Origin of the sequence: Paracidobacterium acidisoli, from assembly GCF_003428625.2 — a bacterium.
GTDB classification, from domain to species: Bacteria; Acidobacteriota; Terriglobia; order Terriglobales; family Acidobacteriaceae; genus Paracidobacterium; species Paracidobacterium acidisoli.
Genome location: NZ_QVQT02000005.1, coordinates 232,797 through 254,193, shown reverse-complemented (window position 1 = coordinate 254,193; position 21,397 = coordinate 232,797). Strand labels below are relative to the sequence as shown.

General features: G+C 54.7%; 21 protein-coding genes. 16 read left to right on the top strand and 5 right to left on the bottom strand.

Annotated elements, in window-relative coordinates:
* The first annotated feature begins 14 nt into the window (after window positions 1-14).
* From D0Y96_RS15050 to D0Y96_RS15030, 5 genes are all read left to right on the top strand, one after another.
* Window positions 15-386, top strand: a complete 372-nt coding sequence (locus D0Y96_RS15050; protein ID WP_252263817.1) for a cupredoxin domain-containing protein — start codon at window positions 15-17, stop codon at window positions 384-386.
* Between the two features lie 67 nt (window positions 387-453).
* A complete protein-coding gene (locus tag D0Y96_RS15045) occupies window positions 454-888 on the top strand; it encodes a c-type cytochrome (protein WP_350449089.1) in 435 nt (144 codons plus the stop codon).
* Between the two features lie 180 nt (window positions 889-1,068).
* On the top strand, window positions 1,069-1,320 hold the full coding sequence (locus D0Y96_RS20795; RefSeq protein WP_350449097.1) for a sugar transferase: 252 nt from the start codon (window positions 1,069-1,071) through the stop codon (window positions 1,318-1,320).
* The gene (locus tag D0Y96_RS20790; RefSeq protein ID WP_350449088.1) at window positions 1,290-1,457 is read left to right on the top strand and encodes a sugar transferase; all 168 of its coding nucleotides are present in this window, start codon (window positions 1,290-1,292) and stop codon (window positions 1,455-1,457) included. Before D0Y96_RS20795 ends, D0Y96_RS20790 begins: the two co-directional genes overlap by 31 nt.
* Window positions 1,458-1,840: 383 nt before the next feature.
* On the top strand, window positions 1,841-3,175 hold the full coding sequence (locus D0Y96_RS15030; protein ID WP_117301468.1) for an HlyD family secretion protein: 1,335 nt from the start codon (window positions 1,841-1,843) through the stop codon (window positions 3,173-3,175).
* Window positions 3,176-3,205: 30 nt separating this feature from the next.
* Here D0Y96_RS15030 and D0Y96_RS15025 read toward each other — a convergent pair whose 3' ends face one another.
* Window positions 3,206-3,580: a hypothetical protein gene (locus D0Y96_RS15025; protein ID WP_158562416.1), complete on the bottom strand. Its 375-nt coding sequence runs from the start codon at window positions 3,578-3,580 to the stop codon at window positions 3,206-3,208.
* Window positions 3,581-3,628: 48 nt separating this feature from the next.
* Here D0Y96_RS15025 and D0Y96_RS15020 point away from each other — a divergent pair, with 48 nt between their 5' ends.
* Window positions 3,629-3,904 carry a peptidase associated/transthyretin-like domain-containing protein gene (locus D0Y96_RS15020; protein ID WP_158562415.1) on the top strand — a complete coding sequence of 92 codons (276 nt, stop codon included), beginning with the start codon at window positions 3,629-3,631 and terminating at the stop codon, window positions 3,902-3,904.
* Between the two features lie 46 nt (window positions 3,905-3,950).
* Here D0Y96_RS15020 and D0Y96_RS15015 read toward each other — a convergent pair whose 3' ends face one another.
* Genes D0Y96_RS15015 through D0Y96_RS15000 form a run of 4 tightly spaced genes read right to left on the bottom strand, consistent with a single transcriptional unit; the run spans window position 3,951 to window position 8,854 of the window.
* A complete protein-coding gene (locus D0Y96_RS15015; RefSeq protein WP_117301463.1) occupies window positions 3,951-6,143 on the bottom strand; it encodes a glycosyltransferase 87 family protein in 2,193 nt (730 codons plus the stop codon).
* A gap of 2 nt (window positions 6,144-6,145) precedes the next feature.
* Window positions 6,146-7,426: a nucleotidyltransferase family protein gene (locus D0Y96_RS15010; protein ID WP_117301461.1), complete on the bottom strand. Its 1,281-nt coding sequence runs from the start codon at window positions 7,424-7,426 to the stop codon at window positions 6,146-6,148.
* Complete coding sequence (locus D0Y96_RS15005; protein ID WP_147325082.1) at window positions 7,423-7,884, bottom strand: hypothetical protein; 462 nt, start codon at window positions 7,882-7,884, stop codon at window positions 7,423-7,425. The genes D0Y96_RS15010 and D0Y96_RS15005 overlap by 4 nt, the downstream gene beginning before the upstream one ends.
* Window positions 7,868-8,854, bottom strand: coding sequence for a hypothetical protein (locus tag D0Y96_RS15000; RefSeq protein WP_117301457.1), 987 nt, complete (start codon window positions 8,852-8,854; stop codon window positions 7,868-7,870). Before D0Y96_RS15000 ends, D0Y96_RS15005 begins: the two co-directional genes overlap by 17 nt.
* A gap of 160 nt (window positions 8,855-9,014) precedes the next feature.
* Here D0Y96_RS15000 and D0Y96_RS14995 point away from each other — a divergent pair, with 160 nt between their 5' ends.
* From D0Y96_RS14995 to D0Y96_RS14950, 10 genes are all read left to right on the top strand, one after another.
* Window positions 9,015-10,526 carry a B12-binding domain-containing radical SAM protein gene (locus tag D0Y96_RS14995; protein WP_117301455.1) on the top strand — a complete coding sequence of 504 codons (1,512 nt, stop codon included), beginning with the start codon at window positions 9,015-9,017 and terminating at the stop codon, window positions 10,524-10,526.
* A 10-nt stretch (window positions 10,527-10,536) separates the two neighbouring features.
* The gene (locus D0Y96_RS14990) at window positions 10,537-11,958 is read left to right on the top strand and encodes a B12-binding domain-containing radical SAM protein (protein ID WP_117301453.1); all 1,422 of its coding nucleotides are present in this window, start codon (window positions 10,537-10,539) and stop codon (window positions 11,956-11,958) included.
* Window positions 11,949-12,776, top strand: coding sequence for a class I SAM-dependent DNA methyltransferase (locus D0Y96_RS14985; protein ID WP_117301451.1), 828 nt, complete (start codon window positions 11,949-11,951; stop codon window positions 12,774-12,776). The genes D0Y96_RS14990 and D0Y96_RS14985 overlap by 10 nt, the downstream gene beginning before the upstream one ends.
* Window positions 12,777-12,826: 50 nt before the next feature.
* Window positions 12,827-13,774, top strand: a complete 948-nt coding sequence (locus D0Y96_RS14980) for a class I SAM-dependent methyltransferase (RefSeq protein ID WP_215601628.1) — start codon at window positions 12,827-12,829, stop codon at window positions 13,772-13,774.
* Window positions 13,774-15,237 (top strand): B12-binding domain-containing radical SAM protein, encoded by a 1,464-nt coding sequence (locus D0Y96_RS14975; protein ID WP_117301446.1) that lies wholly within the window; start codon window positions 13,774-13,776, stop codon window positions 15,235-15,237. The genes D0Y96_RS14980 and D0Y96_RS14975 overlap by 1 nt, the downstream gene beginning before the upstream one ends.
* The gene (locus D0Y96_RS14970) at window positions 15,234-15,953 is read left to right on the top strand and encodes a class I SAM-dependent DNA methyltransferase (protein WP_117301444.1); all 720 of its coding nucleotides are present in this window, start codon (window positions 15,234-15,236) and stop codon (window positions 15,951-15,953) included. Before D0Y96_RS14975 ends, D0Y96_RS14970 begins: the two co-directional genes overlap by 4 nt.
* On the top strand, window positions 15,950-17,377 hold the full coding sequence (locus D0Y96_RS14965; protein WP_147325079.1) for an amidohydrolase family protein: 1,428 nt from the start codon (window positions 15,950-15,952) through the stop codon (window positions 17,375-17,377). The genes D0Y96_RS14970 and D0Y96_RS14965 overlap by 4 nt, the downstream gene beginning before the upstream one ends.
* Before the next feature lie 80 nt (window positions 17,378-17,457).
* Entirely contained in the window at window positions 17,458-18,135 is a 678-nt protein-coding gene (locus D0Y96_RS14960) for a response regulator transcription factor (protein ID WP_117301438.1), read from the top strand.
* 44 nt (window positions 18,136-18,179) lie between these two features.
* Window positions 18,180-19,973, top strand: coding sequence for an ATP-binding protein (locus D0Y96_RS14955; protein WP_158562413.1), 1,794 nt, complete (start codon window positions 18,180-18,182; stop codon window positions 19,971-19,973).
* Between the two features lie 146 nt (window positions 19,974-20,119).
* The gene (locus tag D0Y96_RS14950; protein ID WP_117301433.1) at window positions 20,120-21,265 is read left to right on the top strand and encodes a glycosyltransferase; all 1,146 of its coding nucleotides are present in this window, start codon (window positions 20,120-20,122) and stop codon (window positions 21,263-21,265) included.
* Window positions 21,266-21,397: the final 132 nt, after the last annotated feature.

Sequence of the window (21,397 nt, the reverse complement as noted above, 5' to 3'; positions counted from 1 at the left end):
ATGAGGATTTTTAGATGAAACATCTTTTCTGGATGTTCCTGCTGTTACCTATGCTGACTTTGTCCGGAACCAGCGCTGCGGCTCAGGCGGCAGCCCCTGATGCAGGCACGCACCGCATCGAGATTCATGCTAAACGGTTTTCATTTACACCCGCCGAGATCACGGTGGTGAAGGGCGAACCGGTGACCCTGGCGCTGACGTCAGAAGATGTCACGCACAGCCTGTTCGTGCCGGGACTCCATATCAACCAGACGATCACAAAGGGCCATGTTGCGGAGGTTACGTTTACGCCTGAGGCTGCCGGTGATTTTCCGGGGCGCTGCGGGCGGTTTTGCGGCTCCGGACATGGCTCGATGACGTTTGTGATTCACGTAACAGATAAGTGACATGCAAAGACGAATTGCAGTTATGGCACTGGGAGGCGCAGCGCTCCTCTGGAGTTGCGGATGCAGCGTGAAGCCTCCTGGCGATCTGGAGACCCGGACGGTGCAGTGGACAAAGCATCACGTCACGGTCGGCGACAGAGATGTTCATAACCCTGTACCGGATACCAGTATGAACGTCGATGCCGGCAAGCAGGTCTTTGGCTATTACTGCGTTGTATGTCACGGGCGGGACGGGCAGAACACGGGAGTTCCATTTGCCGCAAGTCTTTCTCCTCCCATTCCGTCACTGGCATCGCGTGAGGTGCAGAGCTACTCCGATGGGCAACTGAAGTGGATCATCGAGCATGGCATTGCCCCCTCCGGCATGCCTGCGGCCAAAGGGACGCTGAGTGATGACGAGATGTGGCAGGCAGTGGACTATATTCGCCACCTTCCTCCCGCAGGGAGTCTGGGGGAGCCGCAGGTTTACAGCGGCAATACAGATAACGAGAGCGGAAGATGACGACGAAGCGATACCCTCGTTCCGAATCTTCATGCGGCACTGACAAAATAGTGACAAACAAGTGACGCTGCATTGCCAGCTCTCCTGCGGCATTCAACGAAGATATCGATAAAGCTGAACCGCCACACGATCTGCCGGGAATGGAAGCAGAGCCTGTGGATTCAGTCTTCACCAGGAGGGGTGGTGGATTTCGATGCCCAGAATGGGTGGAACTGTTATCGCAAACTGCGGAAGTATCCTCGCGTCTCAGGTATCGGACGCTTCCTTCGCCGGACCGATCTCGACGAATTATCACAAATCCTCAATGCTCTTCCCGGGCAGATGAGCCTGGCCGGTTCCGCCCCCCGTCGTACTCGAGGAGATGGCACAATACGGGCGGTATCTCGCTGTACAGAGCTGTATTGCCGGAAATTACAGGCATGTGGCCGGTAAATGGACGTGGCGATGTTCCGTATGAACGCCGCGTTGCTCTCGACGTAGAATACGTAAGCAACTGGTCTCTCACACGGGATATTCGGGTGCTGACAAAGACCCTTCATATCGTGTGGGACAGAAGCGGAGCATGTTGATAGACCCTAATCCTGAGACGAAATCAAAAATCGCCTGTACAGGCTGAAGCGGGATATCTGCCAACAGAATACGGAAGCATCGACGACGATCTTTCGATCTGATCATGCTTGTGTAAAGCTGGGAATTGCTTTCAGTTGTTTGCGCCTAACAGGTCGGCGCGGTGACGATTATGAACATGCCATTGAGGAGAACACCGTGTCTTCTGATCGCGATACCCTCCCTTTGTGCATTTTTGACAATACTTTCGCTTGCTCTGCCGCTTCAGGCACAGCAGGTTTCATCAGCACCTGAAAATGATTCACCACCGGTTTCGGCAGGAGCAGCTAACCCGGCGGCCTCATCGCAGCCACAGCTTACAGACATTCTGCACGCGCTCGATGAAATGAAGCGGGAGCTTCATGATTCGCATCAGCAGGTGGAAGAGCTGAAGAAACAGGTAACCGAGCTGCAAAGCGAAGTAGGAGCAGCTCAGCAGCGCGCGACTGGGGCAGATGCTCTGAAGGCTGATGTCGATCAGCTGCGGGAGGATCAGGCGGTCGTTCATTCTCAGCTCAGGACCTTCGATCAGACCAAGGTGACGACTGAGTCAAAATACCCTCTCAGCATCACGGGGATGCTTCTTTTTAATTCGTTTGTGGTCGATGGCAGTGTGGACAATCCGACCCTCCCACTGATCGCACTCCCCCAGAACAACGATTACACGCACCATTCGCTGGGCGCCAGTGTCCGGCAAACCGAGATCGGGCTGCATGCAACCGGACCTCGAGTGTGGAATGCTCGTACATCCGCAGATGTGATGACAGATTTTTTCGACCAGCCAGGCTACACGTCCACTGTCACGACGACGGCTCCTCAGAGCAATCTCCACCTGCGGACCGCCGATGTGACTCTCGACTGGACAAATACTCAGGTCTCCGCGGGATATGAGACACCGATGATCTCGCTGCTCTCGCCCACGTCGTTTGCCACCGTCGGTGAGCCTTCGCTGGCGTGGTCAGGCAATCTGTGGACATGGCTTCCGCAGGTGACGGTAGAACAAAAGATTCCCATGTCCGGCACGTCACGAGCGGTGCTGGGTTTTGGCCTTCTCGATCCCACTACGGATGACATCACCAGCGAGCAATCCTACGGCATCACGAGAAGAAGTCTGCAGCCCGGCTATGAGGCCAGGGCCTCTTATCAGTGGGGAGACTCGCAGCGTCCATGGCAGATAGGATTCAACGGCTACTTCACTCGTCAGCTCTATTATGGTGACGACTCTCTGAACTTCTGGGCCGGAACGGCAGACTGGCGCATTCCCCTCTCCCGGATTGCAGAGCTATCCGGAGAATTTTACCGGGGCAGCGGAATCGGTGATCTTGGCGGAGGAGCGTTCAAGAACATCGTCATCGGTTATGAAGGAAAATATGCTCATGCCCTTGATGCGACTGGCGGCTGGACACAGCTTAAAGCGCGGTTCAACCCGGTGACAGAAGCCAATGTTTTCTGGGGTGAGGACGATGCGGACGCCGGTGAGTTGCGGGACGGCAATCCGATGTCGGTCACCTCAGCATATTTCTATCTGACAAGGAATCGCGGTGTGGGCGCCAACCTTATTTTTCGCCCGAAAAGCTACCTTGTATTTTCGGGCGAATACCGAAACCTTCGCTCCTGGTATATTTACGGCCCAGCGCAATCGGCCGGCGACATGACGCTGACGATGGGCTACCTCTTCTGACGAGTGATGATGAGACTTCTGCGTCCTCTTTTAATCTGCGTTGCCGGAAGCATCCTGCTGACCACTGCGGCCTATGCTGACGGCACGGAGATTACTGCGCAGATAAAGGTAAAGATGTTGGGGGCCGATCGCAGCAGCCGGCACCACTCCAATGCAGATGTAGTTCTTTGGCTCACGCCTGCAGACCCGGGCGAATCCAGTGTGGTTCCACGCGATATCGGGAAAACCCATTATCAGCTTGCGCAAAAAAATAAGCAGTTTATCCCACACCTCCTCGTCATACCGACCGGCGGCGTGGTTGATTTTCCAAATGAGGATCCCTTCTTCCACAATGTGTTTTCGCTCTTCAACGGCAGGCGATTCGATCTTGGATTGTATGAAAGCGGAACGACCCGCAGCGTTCATTTCGACCGCTCAGGGGTGTCGTATATCTTCTGTAACATTCATCCCGAAATGAGCGCCATCATCATTACCGTACCGACGCGCTGGTTTGCCGTGTCCTCTGCGACGGGGGCGGTAACCATTCCGGATGTTGCGCCCGGAACCTATGATCTGCACGTGTGGGCGATGGGCAGCTCAGATGCGAGCCTCGCCGCACTCGGACGCCGCATCTCTGTCTCCGGCCGCACACGGGAGCTGGGCACGATTTCCGTTGAAGCGTCGATTCCGGGACCACACAAAAATAAATTTGGCGAAGACTACGACGTCTCACAGCCCTCATCGTACTGACAGAGAGGCGGCTGTCTCGGGCTGCCTTCGACGCAAAGAGTCCCGCTTATCTGTATACCTTTAGCGTGGCCAAAGCATTCATTCCGCGACCGCGGGAACAATCGGTGGCGTAAAGTATGGTGTTTTCACCTTCCCATGAAGGCGTATATGCGTCGCAGTCTCCTGATGTGAGCTGCTTTTCCAGGAAGGTCTGGGCAGCAGCGGCTGGATTTATCACGATAAGCTGCCAATGCTCTCCAATTCTCTTCCTTGCTACTATCCGTCCGCCTTCGGGATCAGGGGAAGGTGAATCCAGATCGGATTGCTCCTCAATCAACGGATGCGCGGCATGACCTGGAACAATGGCATAAATGCGCTCTCGACCGCCGGCCAATGCACTGAATATCCACTCATCTCCGGAAGCTGATACGACCGTACGCACATCCATGCCGGCAGAGGTGAGCTTCACCGGGTCAACGCTCCCTGTTTTTTCACAGCTTACAGCGTCGAAAAGCCAGAGGCTGCCATGTCCGTGATCCTCACGCAGGAAGGCTACCTTGCGGCCATCGCGCGACAAAGCCGGAGATTCCGCATTCTCGATCTCACAGGTCACGCCAGACGGGCCCATACGCACAACACGAGAGATCGATGAGCCAGCCTCCTCTATCCAGACTTCTTTCCCTGATACATCCGTGGTGAAACTCAATTGATCTTCGACTGGCTGCCTTTCCCCGGTTCCGCCGGGCAACTGCTTCCCGGAAAGCATAATGTGATACCCACTGCGAAGCATCGCGACATACATGAGCCCCCGATCTGTTTGTATTGGTGCGCTTCTCACATATGCCGAATCAGAGAGCGCGATGCGCGATGCTACATCCTGTCGAAAATGCCGGAGATGGCTCAGAGGGATGATGGCTCCTGCAAGCCATAATCCCAGAACAAATGTCGCGGTCCTGACCGGAACAAAGGGATATTTCTTCCCGGTCGGCTCCGGGATATCTTCAGACAATAGAAAAATGCAATAGCAACAAATCAGACCGACTCCGGCCCAGAGCTTTACGTAATGCAACGGCGTGAATATGTTCACCACATTGTGTGCCGTGCGAATCGTGGTGAGATTGCATGCAGCAAGATACAGGAGGAAGAATACAACCGCAGCCCTCTTCTTTCCGATCGCTAACAATGCCGCAAGCGTGATCACCGCGGGCAAAATCAATACGACGTAGTGATAGGTCGCCGGAGCGGACGAGAGAAACAGCAACAGAGTGGTAAACGAGGCCCATTCCAGCGCCTCGCGCGCATCAGTATTAAATGCCGGCCGGAAGAGTGACAGCAGCACACCAGCCAGAATGGCCTGCCAAAGCGGATAAAGCATCGCATAAAGCAGTGGCGACTGCAGAAAGGGGTGGGGGTTGAGTTCTGGCTCGAAAAGAAACAACCGATGGAACATCGCTGTCGCGGAGGTTACCGTCGGCAGGAAGGGATCTGTACTTTCTCCGCGAAGTGAGCGTGGCAACTGCTCTGTAAGATATGCATGCATAGCGGACTGTCCTGCCACAACATATGAAAGAGCAATACAGGCCGCGGCACAGAGAATCGTTGCTGTAAGAGCTTTCCACCTTCTCTTTAAAAGGAAGTACAAACAGAAAAACAGCGGATATATTTTTAACGCACCGGCGATGGCCATGCAGCATCCGCTGGCAACCTGCTTCCCCCGCATATGAAAGATATAGCCCGCTGCCAGCAAAGCCAGAATTACCAGGTGCATCTGGCCATAGAGCAAATCATTTCTCAACGGAACAAGTGCGCATAATGCGATAAACCATGCTCTGCGCGAGCCCATGCCGCTGATTTTCCCGAGTGCGCATACAGAAAGTACAAGCAGCACAATGTTGCATGCTACCCAAAGATACTTTGCATGCATGGGACTCAGCTCTGCGAAAGGCAGCAATGGAAAAGCGGAGAACGGAGTAAGGCCGACATATCCGGTCAGCTGATGGGTGATTCCAAAATGATCTGTGGCCCGCTGAAACCATACCCAGTCATAAATGCGATCCAGCAGATAGTGCTCGCGAATGAGTCTGGCAACCACATAATAATTGGGGAAATCCGTATTAATGCTGCGAAATCCTGCGATTACGCCTTTCCACAGCAGGATAATGACCGATACCGCGATGATCGAATTTTCGAGGGCAGGCCCGAATTGGGCAACACTTGCGAAACGGGATGTGGCGCGTATCTCCTCTGAGGAAGATGCCATCGCTACACTCCGCCTGCAAATCTGTCCGGTATCTGCTGCCGCCTGCGCTCTGCTGTCTGCCGCTGAAGCTGCGCCATCAGATATTGATAGTTGGAATGGAAGTGATACCAGGCACGATCTGCCTTATAAAGAAGGTCTTCCATACGAAAAGACAGGCTTTCCTTCGTCGCTGGATCGGCATCTTCGCTCAGTAAAGGAGTTTTGTGTCGCGGGAACAGCCTTTGCAGCAGATATTGATGCCAGATGCTGCGGTCATGAAAGAACTGCCCCTGAACGAGCAAAGCGAGCTTATTCCCAGGAGGATCGGTGAAAGCCCATGATTCGAGGTGCCGGCCAAGCCAACGAGTGCTTTCCGCAGACAGCGATCTCCGGCAAAATTCAGCAAGTAACTGAGGAGGCTCAACATCGAATATGCGGCGCGCTATCTCGATAATCAGTGCGCAGGCTGAAGACAGGTTTTGATTGCTTTCCATCAGCACGGATATCTCTTCCCATCGATCTTTTTCCGCCTGCCATTTACGCAGCAGCATCGAAACTTCGTATACAGAGAGCAGGCGTACCCAGGAAGAGGCCAAATGACGAAAGATGTGCAGCACAAGATAAACGAACTGATATGAAGGACTGAGGCATTGAAGGCTCACACCCGATACTTCGTGAGGCACTGTATGATTCAGGAAGTTTTCGGGAGGCGTGAGGTTGACTGCCCCGGGCTCGGGCTCCCACACCTGAGTATGCAATTCGATGGAGATTGTCTCAGGCATCTGGTAGAGCCATGCATTCACCCCAAGATGCTTTTTTCGCGGCCGCGAGAAACGCAACTCGCCGGACGATCGAGCTTCGAGCAATGGATAACCGGCCGTCTCCATAGCCGAAACAGCGCGCTTTACGTCGCCGGGATCTATGAGAAAGTCCAGATCTACCTGATGGCGCTCGCGAATGTGGTGGAAACATTCAGGTATCAGGGTAAAACCCTTGACGCAGCAATAACGCACTTCAGCTGCATTCAGTGCGGATAGAGTCTCCCTGAAAATGCAGAGTATGCTCTCCATTCGCTTTTCGTTATCTGCGAGGCGCAGCAACAGCGCATCTGCCACTTCAGGAGGGATGGGTATCTCGCTATTACCCTTTTCGAGACAGGAAGCCAATGGAAGCGCAAGGCCGCTCCGATCGAGCCACCGAAGATTTCTTTGCCACTCTGCCTGCTTCAGTCCCGCCAACAGATCCGGCCGCCTGATTCCCAGAAAGGTTGTCACCGCTTTGCGAAATGTCGTTGCAGCATTCATCTCTGCCAGGTTCCCTGTTCTTCTTCCAAAAGAATTGGTTTGAGGTGATTGAGAATGAGAGACAGGTATTGAACTGCGTTCTCTGCTGTTTCTTCATCAGATTCAGCACCGTACACAAAACCTGCTCCATTGCCCGTTTCCGAATCAAAGGCAAACCACTGGCTCGGGCCCATATCCAGATACACCGTGCCTCTGTCACGCACCACGCGGCAATTCAGCCTGCTTCTCGGAACAATATCCGGGATCTCCGCAACAATCTCCCATTGCATGTCGACACGATCAGACGGAGCTATCCGCATGTCAGAATCGGCTGACGCCGCGGCACGAAGTACTGCGACAGAGTTTGTTCGGATGGCGATGCGCCTTCCCTCCCATAAAAAGCAGGCGTTCAGCGCCAGCACTTTGCGGCGATGCATCATGTCACCCGATGCGGGTGTTCCATTATGACCGGTGCTCATGTCTTATCCATGGGCCGCACACTGCATCCAGCTCTTCAGCTACTACATCCGGGTTTTCGTCAAAATGGAGACGAAAGCAAGCTGCGCCCTTCAGATGATGGATGAGATCGATCTGCCGCTCATAGCAGGCAGCAAGACTTCCTTCCAGGGGCTCAATCTCTGCGATCAGGTGTTGCGCAGCCTCATCAAAATCAATCTCCGATATATCGCAGCCGGTCCTCCCAGTACGCTCCAGGAGAATGATGCAGGTGACCGCGCAGCTGCGAACACGCTGGAGACCGAAGCAGTCGACCGGCGACACCTCAAAGGCAAGTTCGCCATTCAGTGAAATGCCTGTGCGATAGCTCCTGAGTTCAGGGAAGAAGCGATCAGCATCGGGCAAGAGCTTTACCGGCATTGGGAATCCCGATGCTCGGATCACACCCTCCTCCAGCGCCAGACACGTCCAGTCATCTGACAAAAACGTGTAACCACGCCTACCGAGAGCAACGGCCAGAGTTGACTTTCCAGTCCCCGACGGTGCGGCCAGTAAAAGGCCGCCCGTATCCCGAGCAAGGCATGCTGCGTGCACCGGGGCAACATCGACGGCGGCGGCAAGAATGCCAAATAGTGTTGGAAATATGTGCCTTCGCCAGCGCTCGCGGTCGTTGGCGACCGCAGCCGAGAAACTGCCGAAGACTCTGCGCGCTCGCAGATTGAACCACAGCGTGTCGTCCGGGGTAAATTGGGCGACAGCGAATTCTCCTCTTCCCCTAAACCACGGAAAGCCATCGCCAGCCGTGGACTCTCCTTCCGTAATCATGAGGGTGATCTCAGCCGCTGGTCCTGCAGAGTGATCCGTCGCCATGTCATATGCAGGGAAGAAGTCGCTTACATAGCCTGCGATTTTGGGAGCGTTCGTCCGCAGCAAAATCTGCCTGCCCGCGAACAGGAGCCCCTGCGCACAGACGACAAATTCCCGCTCTTCCATGTGACTGTTCTGCATGTTCCACCGTGTACTCAAATCAAAGCCTAGCGCTGAAATAAAGCGCGTAAGTCTCTGATCTGCCTCAAATGACAAAGGAGTGACAAAGGCCTGACACCGCAGCCAGTACGACAGTGGGAAAACAGAAATCGCAGGAGGTTGTTTGATGGCTGCGGAAATCGACAGAGAACGGACGGATGTTCTCTTTACTCATTCTTATCACTTGTATTACGACCGCAAGCAGGTACAGCGTCAGCAACCGTATCCTCCGCTTGGGACGCTCTACGCGGCCGGGCTGGCCAGGGAAGCGGGATACTCGGTTGCGTTGTTCGACACCATGATTGACGATCCTGAGCACGGCTTTGAAGAAGCGCTAACCCGCTATCGTCCGCGTCTGGTGATCATTTGCGAGGACAGCTTCAACTTCCTCTCGAAAATGTGCCTCTCGCGCATGCGCGATGTCAGCTTCAACATGCAAAGGCAGGCCTCCGCGGCTGGTATTCCTTCTGTCGTACATGGCTCCGATTCGTCCGACCACCTGCAGGCGTACCTCAGCCACGGCTTTCTTGCTGTTTTGCTTGGAGAATGCGAAATCACCATCCTCGAACTGCTCCAGGCTGTACTTCGGGATGGCCTGACGAGCGACTGGAATATTACCGGGCTCGCTTACCTGAGCAAGCCGGATGGTCAGATCATCTCAACAGGCCCGCGCAGATCGTCCATGGAGCTTGACCAGTATCCTTTGCCAGCAAGAGACCTGGCTTCCATCCATCGCTACTCCTCGATCTGGCGCGAACATCACGGCCGTGCCTCCACCAATCTGGTAGCCAGCCGTGGCTGCCCGTTTCACTGCAACTGGTGCGCCAAGCCCATCTACGGAAACAGATTTGTATTGCGCTCGGCGGATTCGGTGGCCGCTGAGATGCAGATTCTTAAATACGACTACTCGGTTGAGCACCTGTGGTTTGCCGATGATATCTTCGCGCTGAACCGGCACTGGGTACAGGACTTTGCGGATGCGGTAGAGCGGAGAGATGCCGCACTGCCCTTCAAAATTCAAAGCCGCGCCGATCTTATGACTTCAGAAACTGTACTTGCCCTGAAAAGAGCCGGCTGCGAAGAGGTGTGGATGGGAGCCGAGTCAGGATCGCAGGCGATCCTGAATGCAATGGACAAGGGGTTATCAGTTGACTCCATTCGCGAAGCACGGGCACGGCTCAAAGAAGCGGGCATCCGCGCTGCATTTTTCCTGCAATTCGGCTATCCCGGTGAAACCCTGGCAGAGATCGAAGAGACGATTGCTCTTGTGCGGACGACTCAGCCTGATGACATCGGAGTATCCGTTTCCTATCCTCTTCCTGGCACAGTTTTTTATCAGCGGGTGCGCGAACAACTCGGAGCCAAGCGCAACTGGGTCGACAGCGATGATCTCACTGTGATGTTCCGCGCTGCCTATACCGACGAGTTCTACCGCTCTCTGCGCAATGCGCTGCACCATGAAGTGGAACAGTATGCGCGTCCCGCGGACAGGCAGGACCGCAGCCGCTCGGCTTATTTATGGAGCGAGGTCTACCGTCTCGAAAGACGCTGCAGAAATGCTGTGCCCACGCAGCTCCCGGTGCTGCAATCCGGCATGGGAGAAGAGCCCATTCTGTATGGAATCGGTATCTGCGAATAGGAGCCCAACGATGGAACTGCTGCTTACCCACGGTTATTTTCTCTATGAAGATCCCAAGGAACTTCAGATTATGAAACCCTACCCGCCGCTGGGGCTTCTCTATATCTGCTCGCACCTCAGAGCGAAGGGCTTTTCCGTGGAAGTATTCGACAGCACATTCCAGACCTTCGCCGCACTTCGTGAGCGCCTCCATACAGGACCGCCTTCGGTGCTCGGCATTTATGCAAATCTCATGACGCGGCCGAAGATCGTAAGCATTCTTGGTGACGCAAAACAGGCTGGCTGGAAGACGATCGTCGGCGGCCCCGAGCCAGGAGCCTACATCGAGGAATACCTGGACGCGGGTGCGGATGTGGTTGTGATTGGCGAAGGAGAGCTTACGCTTCAGGAACTGCTCACAACATGGCGAGACAACCGCGAAGCCGAACTTGATGCTGTCTCCGGCATTGCATTTCGAAAGGACGGCGTTACGCATCGTACGGCTTCACGTACCCAGATCACGGATCTTGATGCGCAGCCCTGGCCTGCCAGAGAAGCCATCGACATGGATCGCTATGTCGAAACGTGGCGCACACATCATGGCAAAGGTTCTATCTCCATCATTACCGCGCGCGGTTGCCCGTTTCGCTGTGAGTGGTGCAGTCATGCCGTCTTTGGTCAGACTCATCGCCGCCGCAAACCGGAACTTGTTGCAGATGAGCTGGAATGGCTGATTGAGCGCTATAAGCCTGACATGCTGTGGATTGCAGATGATGTTTTTACGATCAATCATGACTGGCTTACCCGCTGGGCGGCCGAGCTGCGGCGAAGAAGGATACATATTCCCTTTGAATGCATCTCCCGCTCCGATCGGTTGAATGAGAAAGTCATTGCCATACTCGCCGAACTGGGTTGTTTTCGTTTGTGGGTCGGCTCTGAAAGCGGCTCGCAGAAGATTCTTGATTCCATGCAGCGGGGAGTCAGCGTGCAGGCCGTTCGTCAGGCAGTAACCCTGTGCCGCCAATACGGAATTCAAACCGGCATGTTTCTTATGTGGGGCTATGAAGGCGAGGAGCTGGAGGATATTGAAGCAACTATCGATCATGTGCGGTCTTCAAATCCCGATATTTTCCTGACGACAGTCTCTTATCCCATCAAGGGGACTCCTTACTACAATAAAGTCGCTTCGCGATTGATTCAGATCAAGCCATGGGATCAGACTTCAGACCGGGAGTTTGAACTCACAGGCCGCCGCCCAAGGGAGTTCTATCGTATAGCCGATGAGCTTTTGCGTTATGAGGTGGAGCTGGCGAAGCTTCGCGCCACGAAAGAGGAAACCACTCTCGATACGATAGCAGCCCCGCGGATTGCTGAACTTACTGCCCTTGTAGGTGAAAGGCGCCGCTCGCTTTATACCTATCCGTCGACAGGAGATACAGGCGTATGCGCATAGCTGAGCCTATACCTGAGACGTACTCCTCATCAGCGGTATTTGACACTGTCGCTGAGACATACGATCAGATATTCACCCACACCTGCATCGGAAATGCGCAGCGATTTCTTGTTCATGATGCGATAGCTCATTCCTTCCATGCAGGCGAGCACATCCTTGAGCTCAATTGCGGAACCGGTGAAGATGCTCTTCATCTCGCATCGCAGGGAATTTCCGTTACAGCATGTGATACGTCGGAACGAATGCTCGATATAGCCAGACAAAAACTTGCCGGCTGTGACGCTTCGGCGCCCGTGACCTTCACCGTGCTGGCAAACGAAGATCTTGAGACACTCCATCTCTTTGGTCATTTCGACGGCGCGTTGTCTAATTTTGGCGGTCTCAACTGCAGTTCTGATTTACCCTCTGTGGCAAGGAAGCTTGCTGCTTTCATCCGTCCAGGTGGTAACTTTTTTCTCTGCATGCTCGGCCGTACGTGCCTGTGGGAGATGGTGTGGTATTACGCACATGGCCAAAGAGAAAAAGCCCTCCGTCGCCATAAATCCGGAGGAACGAGAGCCCATGTGGGCAATCTTTCCGTTCAGGTCTTTTTTCCCACGGTGGATGAGATCAGGACTGCTTTTGCGCCGTCGTTTCGTCTCAGGGAATGGCGCGGCATTGGAGTAACGGTTCCTCCATCCTGGCTGGAACCCTTTTTCTGCAAATATCCGGCGCTGATTGCGGTTCTGACTCAAATCGACCGCTGGGTTGGCAGGTTCCCCCTCCTTCGCAATGCCGGAGATCACACACTTTTTCATTTTGTGAGGGAGGGGCTATGACCACCGCAGTTGCGGCGATTGCCGTCGGCCATCCGCAGATTCAAGGCGATATGTTGTGGCTGCGCTGTCCCGACTGCGCAGGCAATGCCGGCTCGATCTCCCATCACGACGACGACGAATCTTTCACCTGGATTCGCTGCGTCTGCTGTGGTGTCGAGATCCACAAGAAGCGCGGCGTATGGAGGATGCTGGCAGCGTCTGGACGGAAGAATATCGAATCGTTTGTACGCGATTATGAAGAGATTCGCCGCCGTGAGGGCCGCGGATCTGCGCATCCTGCATTTTATCTGGCTCTTCCCTTCGCTGATCTGACCGGACGCTTTTCCGGTCAATGGCTAATTCGCGGGCGCAGCTATCGTTTTCTCGAACGCAGTATTCTTCCACGGCTTCAGGTTCGTTATGGACAAGGGCTTCGGGTTCTTGATATCGGAGCCGGCAATGGATGGCTGAGTTACCGGCTTGCGCTGGCGGGCTGCCGTCCGGTTGCGGTCGATCTCTGCAGCAATGCATTCGATGGCCTCGAAGCTGCCCGCCATTATGCACCGGTACTCGCGGAGTTCTTTCCACGTATAGAGGCCAACATGGACCAGCTCCCGTTCGAAGATGCGCAGTTCCACGTCGCTATCTTTAATGCTTCCTTTCACTATTCAACCGACTACGATCGTACTCTTCGCGAAGTAATACGCTGCCTTCGGCCGGGAGGAACAGTCCTGATTATTGACTCTCCGACCTATCGACTTGCAGCAAGCGGTGAGCGTATGCGCGCGGAACGACATGAGCAGTTTCAGGCGCATTTTGGTATGCGCAGTGATGCTTTGGCGACACAGGATTTTCTCACTCCCGACATGCTCAATGGTCTTTCCGCTACTGGCATTGATTGGACAACTCATCGCGCGTGGTACGGCATACGCTGGTGGCTTCGCCCCTGGATCGCGAAGATGAAACGCCGCAGAGAGCCGTCTCAGTTTTATCTGTACGAAGGGCAGGTGAGGGCGTAATGATTCTTCTCTATTACCCCAAATTGACGAAGCCGAAGAATCGACGGCTTCCTCTCTCCATCATGGCCCTTGCGGCCGTGCTTGAAGGGCGAGAGAGATACGAGATTGTCGATGGAAATCTCGATTCTGATCCTGATGCAACGCTCGCGCGCCTGATCGAAACAAATCGAATCGAGCTGCTGGGTGTCAGTGTCATGCCCGGGCCTCAAATGGTATCCGCGATGAACAGCTGTAAAACGATTCGCGAGCGTTACCCTCATGTACCTATCGTCTGGGGCGGGTATTTCCCTTCTGTTTATCGGGACGCCACGCTGAATGCGAACTATGTAGATTACGCTGTGCGGGGCCAGGGCGAACAAACCCTCCTTGAACTGATCGAAGTTGTGCGCGGCCAGCGCGACTCTTCCGACGTCGCCGGTCTCTCCTGGAAAGACGGCTTTGGAAAACGCATGCACAACCCGGAACGGTCCATGCAAAGCCCGGATGATTTTCCGTGGAGCCCGTTTCACCGGCTGCGTATTGAAAGCTATTTGCGCCCTTCTTTTTTCGGAAAACGTACTGGCGCCCATCAGGCCAGCCTCGGCTGCCCTTTTCAGTGCACTTTCTGTGCGGTGCATGAAGCCTTCGGCAGCAAGCAGAAGATGGAATCTCCGGCACGAACCGAGGCGATTCTCCGCCATCTCGTAGAAGCCTACGGAATGGACGGCGTTCAATTCTACGACATGAATTTTTTTGTGAATGAGAGCCATACGCGAGAGCTGATGGAACGCCTTGCGCCTCTCGGGCTTCAGTGGTGGTGCGAGGGCCGCATCGACACCATCTGCCGTTACTCTCAGCAGACACTCGAGCTGATCCGCAAAGCAGGATGCACCATGATCTTTTTCGGCGCTGAATCGGGATCGAACAGCGTACTGCAGGAGATGAAAAAAGGGATCACAACCGAACAGACCCTGGAGGTCGCGCGCCGTCTGCGGCAGGTCGGGATCATTCCCGAGTTCTCCTTTGTCGTCGGCAATCCAAAAGATCCTGAAGGCGACACGCAGGCCACGATTTCCTTCATTCGTACGATCAAGCGTATCAACCCCACGTCAGAGATCATCGTGCAGCACTACACTCCCGTTCCACAACGCGGCAAGATGTATGGGGGCATTGATGGCCTGGTGAATTTTCCATCCACCCCGGATGAGTGGGCCACACCACGCTGGTATAACTTTACCGTTCGAGTCAATCCTTCTATGCCGTGGCTCAAGCCGCAGACCAAACAACTCATCGACAATTTTGAAACTGTCGTCTCCACGCGCTGGCCTACTGTCCAGGACATTCAGGCACGCAAGTGGAGCCGCGCTTTGCTCCGCACACTTGCCTCTTGGCGATATTCCCTTCGCATTTATGCAGCGCCGGAAGAGCTGCGCTGGGCTCAGAACTGGATCCGGCTACGGAAACCGAAGGAAGAAAGCATATGACCTCTCCTCGCGCAGAGAGCCCGACCCGACTCACGGCAGAGCATGCTTATCGCTTGTGGGCCCCCTGGTACGACTCTGCAGCGAATCCACTACTCACGCTCGAAGAACGTTGCCTGACACCGGTTCTTGAGAGATTTGCGAAGGGTCATATTGTGGATCTGGGATGTGGCACGGGCCGCTGGCTGCGCAGGCTGGAACAGATGGAGCCAGCGTCGCTGACGGGTGTAGATGCCTCAGCGGCCATGCTCGCGGAGGCGCATAAGAAGTCTCTGCGCTCCACCACGCTGCTTCACTCCGACTGCACCGCGACACCTTTGTTCAAAAACTCTGCGGACCTTCTTTTGTCATCGTTCGTATTGTCATACCTCTCAGATCTGGAGCGGTTTGCCCGGGAGGCCAGAAGAATTGTGCGCTGTGGCGGCTGGCTTGTCTTGTCTGACGTGCATCCCAATGCCGCTTCCTATGGATGGCGCCGTAGCTTCAGAACGCCCGAGGGTCTTTTCGAAATGGAGACCTACAGCTATGACTTCGCCGAGCTGTTTCATGTCATGGCCTGCTCAGGCTTTCGGCTGGAGGAGATGAACGAGCCTTGCTTCGGCGCAGAAGAAGAGGAGATATTTCGTCTTGCCGGCAAGCCGGATATCTTTCTTCAATTCAGATTGGTTCCGGCCATTTACTGGGCGCGCTTCGCAGCAGATTCGGACCGCAACACATGAATGCGACGACCGGCTCAGTCTCGACACAGTTGACAGAGGCAACCAGTCGAGCTGTGACACTGAAGAACGCCCGCATCGCACACTCGGCCATAACTGCGACTCACGGCACGCTCTCGTTTCTCGGACCCAGGATCGAAACGCTTTCTTCGCATCATCCCATGAGCAGCCATATTGCCGGCGATCACCAGATAGTGGCTGATCTGTCTGGCTTCCTCCTGATGCCGGGCCTTATTAATGCGCATGATCATCTGGATTTTTCGCTCTTTCCCCGGCTCGGGGAAGGCCCCTGGCGCAACTGGCGAGAATGGGCTGCGACGATTCATCATCCTGACAAATCGCCGGTGAAGGAGCATCTTTGCGTTCCTCGCGAAATACGCTTCTGGTGGGGGGCTGTACGCAATCTTCTTTGTGGTGTTACGACTCTCGTGCAACATGACCGCTGCCTGCCGTGCGTATTTGAATCTGCCTTCCCCGTGCATATTCCGAACGACTATGGATGGGCTCACTCGCTGGCCGATCCCCGGCAGGTGATCGATCGTTTTCGAGAGACATCGGATCATGCCCCATTCATTCTTCATCTCGCCGAGGGGATCGATGCTGCTGCCGAGGCAGAGTTTGACGAGCTTGCATCGCTGCTGCCACTGGATGATCGAATCGTCTTCGTCCATGGCACGGGGCTTACAGCAGCACAATGGAAACGGGCGGAACAAGTTGGAATGGGCTTGATCTGGTGTCCGGTATCGAATCTGTTCAATCTGGGGCGAACGCTCTCACTCGACCACATTCAGTGCCATTCGAGTGTCGCGCTTGGTACAGATTCTCCTCTCACGGCGGAAGGGGACCTGCTGGATCATATCCGATTCATTGCACGAGAATTGCAGGCGCAACCGGCTCTTTTGTATGAGCTCGTGACGACGCGTGCGGCCCATCTTCTTCGACTCAAACGAGGTGAGGGCAGCCTGCGATCCGGACATGTGGCCAGCTTTATCGCAGTTCGGGATCGTAACAGGAGCCCGGCGGAAACGCTGACACAAATCTCATGGGAGGACATTGAACTCGTCATTGAGAGCGGACGGATCGTGCTGTCATCTATGGAGATGGCAGCGCGTTTCCCTGCAGAGCTTCTGGAGGGGCTGGAGTCGATTCGGATCAACAATATTGAACGTCTGATACGAGCTCCGGTGCAGATGATGCTTCGGGAGACATTTAAGGGTTTGGGGTTTTGGCCTGACTTGTCCGGACGAAAGCTCGGGCCGAGCCTGGGACCGCATACCAATCCGTGCAGGTTGCTGCAGCCTTCTGACATGCCGATGCCATGGTGTACAGCCCAACAGGAAAAGGATCAAAATATCGAAGCAGAACCTGCTGAGATCGCAGGTTTGCCAGAAGATTGTCACGGAAATGTCACTTCGCTTGTTTTTTGAACCACTTCGGCACCAGGCGGGAGAAAATAAAGTGAAAAGGCAATTCTGCCGATCGTTGGCATCGCCTGAAGGAAACCGCCATGGTGCTCGTAATCGAAGACGATCCGGGAATTCAGAAAGTGCTTCACCGCCTGTTTCTGGCGGAGGGGTTTCAGGTCAAGTCCGCGCAGGATGGGAAGGAAGCTCAGGAGGCCATAAAAGGGACGGCTCCTGAGATCGTGATTCTCGACCTTATGCTGCCTGGAACATCGGGACGCGACTTGTGCAAGAGCCTGAAACAGGCCTTTCCCAATGTGCCGGTCATTGTTCTCAGTGCTATATCCGATGTCACAGACAAGGTTCTTCTCCTCGAGCTTGGCGCGGATGATTATGTGACGAAGCCATTCAGCCCGCGTGAGCTGCTGGCGCGAGTACAAGCCGCTATTCGCCGCATCAATAAGCCTCAACCGGTCAAATCTTATTCTTTCGGCACAGTGAATGTTGACTTTCTGAAGATGGAAGCAACCCGCAGTGGAGAGCCGGTTGCTTTGACGGCGCACGAATTCAAACTTCTGCGCTTCATGCTGGAAAATCCTGAACGGGTTCTGTCGCGCGAGGAACTGCTCAATCACGTCTGGGGTTACAACTGTTATCCTTCCACGCGCACTGTGGACAACCAGATTCTTAAGCTCAGACAAAAGCTGGAGTCCGATCCTTCGAATCCGAGACACATTCGGACAATGCACGGCATGGGCTATAAGTTCGTCGCACAGACATAAATTCGTTACTTATACGGCCAGAGAGAGAGCACCTTACCATGCGAATGCGGACGATTTTACTGCTCTCTCTGTTGTCACTCGCGTGCGGGCTCACTGTGATGAGTCTCATCGTGATTCACAGCAGTCTGCAGACACAGATACGCAGTAATCTGGCTGCCGACCTTGCTCACTCCACAGCAACGTTCGGCAATATTCAGCATCAGCGACAGCAGATGCTCGACCGCGAGGTTGCGCTGCTGGCCGATCTGCCAAGCCTGAAGGCACTGATGACGACCAACGACCTGAATACCATCAGCGATGGCGGGGTCGAATTCTGGAAGGTAAGCGGCAGCGATCTGTTTGCTCTGGCAACCAGCGCAGAACAGGTCGAGGCTGTTTATGCAAATACAGCGCTGCCTGACCGGCAGGACATGAACCTGCAGCTTAAGCGCGTGCTCGATTCCCCGTCAGGCCAGCATTATCTCTTCAGCAATCACCGTCTCTATCAGATATCGTTTCAACCGCTTTACTTTGGTCCGGAGAGCACGGGAGTTCCACTGGGCTACGTGATTGCCGGCTATGCCATCGATGACCATGTGATTCGAGAGGTACGTGAGGCAGCGGCCGCCGACGTTGTATTTCTTGCAGCGAACGAAATTATTTCGGGGACACTCAACAGCGAGCACGACAAGGATTTGCTCAGGCAGCAAAACCTGATCGCTCCACACTCTTCCACCGGTGATCTGCGGATTGGGAAGGAACATTACCTTACGGCTTCTATGCCGATTCCGACCTTCTCCGATGTTCCAGTGCGGCTTCTGGTACTGAAGTCTTACGATCAGGCCAGCAGCTTTGCCATGCGTCTGAATCGACTGCTGGTGGGGATAGGCCTGCTGGTGCTTCTTGTGGGGACGGTGCTCGCTCTTTATATCTCGGGGACCATCACCCGGCCGCTCGATGCGCTGCTGGCAGGCGCACGAGCCCTGGGTTCCGGTAATTTTGATTATCAGTTCACGCGCAGAGGAGTGAGGGAGCTCAACGAGCTGGGTACAGCCTTCGACCATATGCGGAATCAGCTGCGGCGGTCGCAGCAGGAGCTGGTGGAATCTGCGCGGCTTGCTATTATCGGCCGCATGGCCAGCTCCATTTCGCATGATCTGCGCCATTATCTTTCCGCCATTTACGCCAATGCCGAATTTCTGAGCCATTCGTCCATTCCGGAGGAGGAGCGTGACGAACTGCTTGCTGAAGTTTCGCTCGCCGTTCAGGGGATGACAGATGTTCTGGAGTCATTACTGGTCTTCAGCCGTACCGGCAGATCTCTGAATCCCACTTATGAATCTCTGAGCTTCCTTATTGAGCGCGCAGCAGCTCTTATCCGCATGCATCCCGACGCTCATTCGGTGACCATTGTCATGGAGCAGCTACCTCATATTGAGACGTGGCTCGACGCACGGATGATCGAACGCGCCGTGTGCAATTTGCTCATCAATGCAGTACAGGCGGCGCGCAATGGCGCTTTGCCTGCCATTGTTCGCGTTGAGCTCGCAGATTCTCCGGATCTTATAGAGCTTCGCATTACAGACAGCGGCACTGGCGTGCCCGAAGCCATTCGCGACACGCTTTTCGATCCCTTCGTTACCAATGGAAAACGTCGCGGCATTGGTCTTGGCCTGACGATCGCGCACCGCATTGTTCAGGAGCATGGCGGGACTGTGCAACTGGAAGAATCACGGCCCGGCCGCACGGTTTTTGTGTTGTCGCTGTCCAGGAGCAGCCTTGATTCGCTGCGCCCTGCCGAACAGACAGAACCTTCACTCTGGAAGGAAGAACACCCGACCAATATCGTTCCCAGGTGATCTTCGTCATTCGTCACCGCATTCGACAAAACCCTTACAATGCTTTGACCGCGAGCCGACAACATGCCCTGCGATCGCCATTACTGTAATGGCATCAGCCATCGGGCATCTTGCGCCGGGGTGGAATATGCAGGTGTGGGGTCCGTGTGCGCGTTGCGGTGGTGCATCACTGGTTTGTATCGCAGGGAAGCGGAGAAAAGGTCGCTGAAGCCCTTGCGCGCATGTATCCGGATGCAGATCTGTTTTCTCTGATCGTTGATCCAAAATATCTGCCAGCCGATCTGCACAAGCGCACCCTGCATACCTCAGCTCTGAATAAGCTGCCCTTTGCACGACGCTTTCACCGTCATCTGCTCCCTTTCTACCCGATCGCTGTGGAACAGCTTGACCTTCGTGAATATGATCTGATTCTCACTTCAGACAGTGGACCGATGAAAGGGGCCATCATCGGGCCATCTGCCGTGCACATCTGTTATTGTCATGCCCCAATGCGCTACCTGTGGGATCAGTATCATGTATATCGCAGCGAGATGAGACTTATCCCAAGGCTTGCATTCAGCGCATCGGCGCACTATGTCCGCTGCTGGGATCAACTGGCGGCGCAGCGTGTGACTCATTTCGCCTCCAACTCCCGCTACGTCGCCTCGCGAATCCGGCGTTACTACGGAAGAGAGAGCACTGTCATCTATCCTCCAGTTGATACTGCATCCAGTTATCTGGCGAAAGATCATCATGGCGCTTATCTTACGGTTGGGCGACTGGTGCCCTGCAAGCGGATCGACCTGCTGATCGAAGCGTGCAATCGTCTCGGCAGGCCTCTGAGGATCATCGGCACCGGACCGGAAGAATCGCGATTACGTGCTCTTGCCGGCCGCACGATTGAGTTTCTGGGAAATGTGGACCACGCAACCCTCTGGAATGAGTATGCGCGCTGCCGCGCATTTCTCTTTGCGGCAGATGAGGATTTCGGTATGGCTGTTGTGGAGGCTCAGGCCTGTGGGCGGCCCATTATTGCTTTTGGGAGAGGAGGCGCTCTCGAAAGTGTCGTGAGTCTCGACAAGGCAGCAACTCGGCTGCAGTGCACAGGAGTCTTCTTCCATGAAACGACAGCCATGGCTGCCGCCAATGCGATTCTTCATTTTGAAGCCAATGAACATCGCTTTGACCCAGGCATTATTCGCGCATGGACCGAGAGGTTCAGCACTGAGGTGTTCTGCCGAAATTTCCGAAGCCTGGTGGATCACGCGCTTCAGTGCCCAGCAGCTACCCGCGAGTTCCAGAAGACTTTGTGATTACAGACCCACACTCGCTGGAATCTCTGGCCCCGCTGGTCAGATTGCATTGGCGATTGAGCAGATCTACAGCCGGAATCTTTACGGCAACAGGTTATCGCCGCAGGATTGAGGCTGTGAAGGCATGGCGGC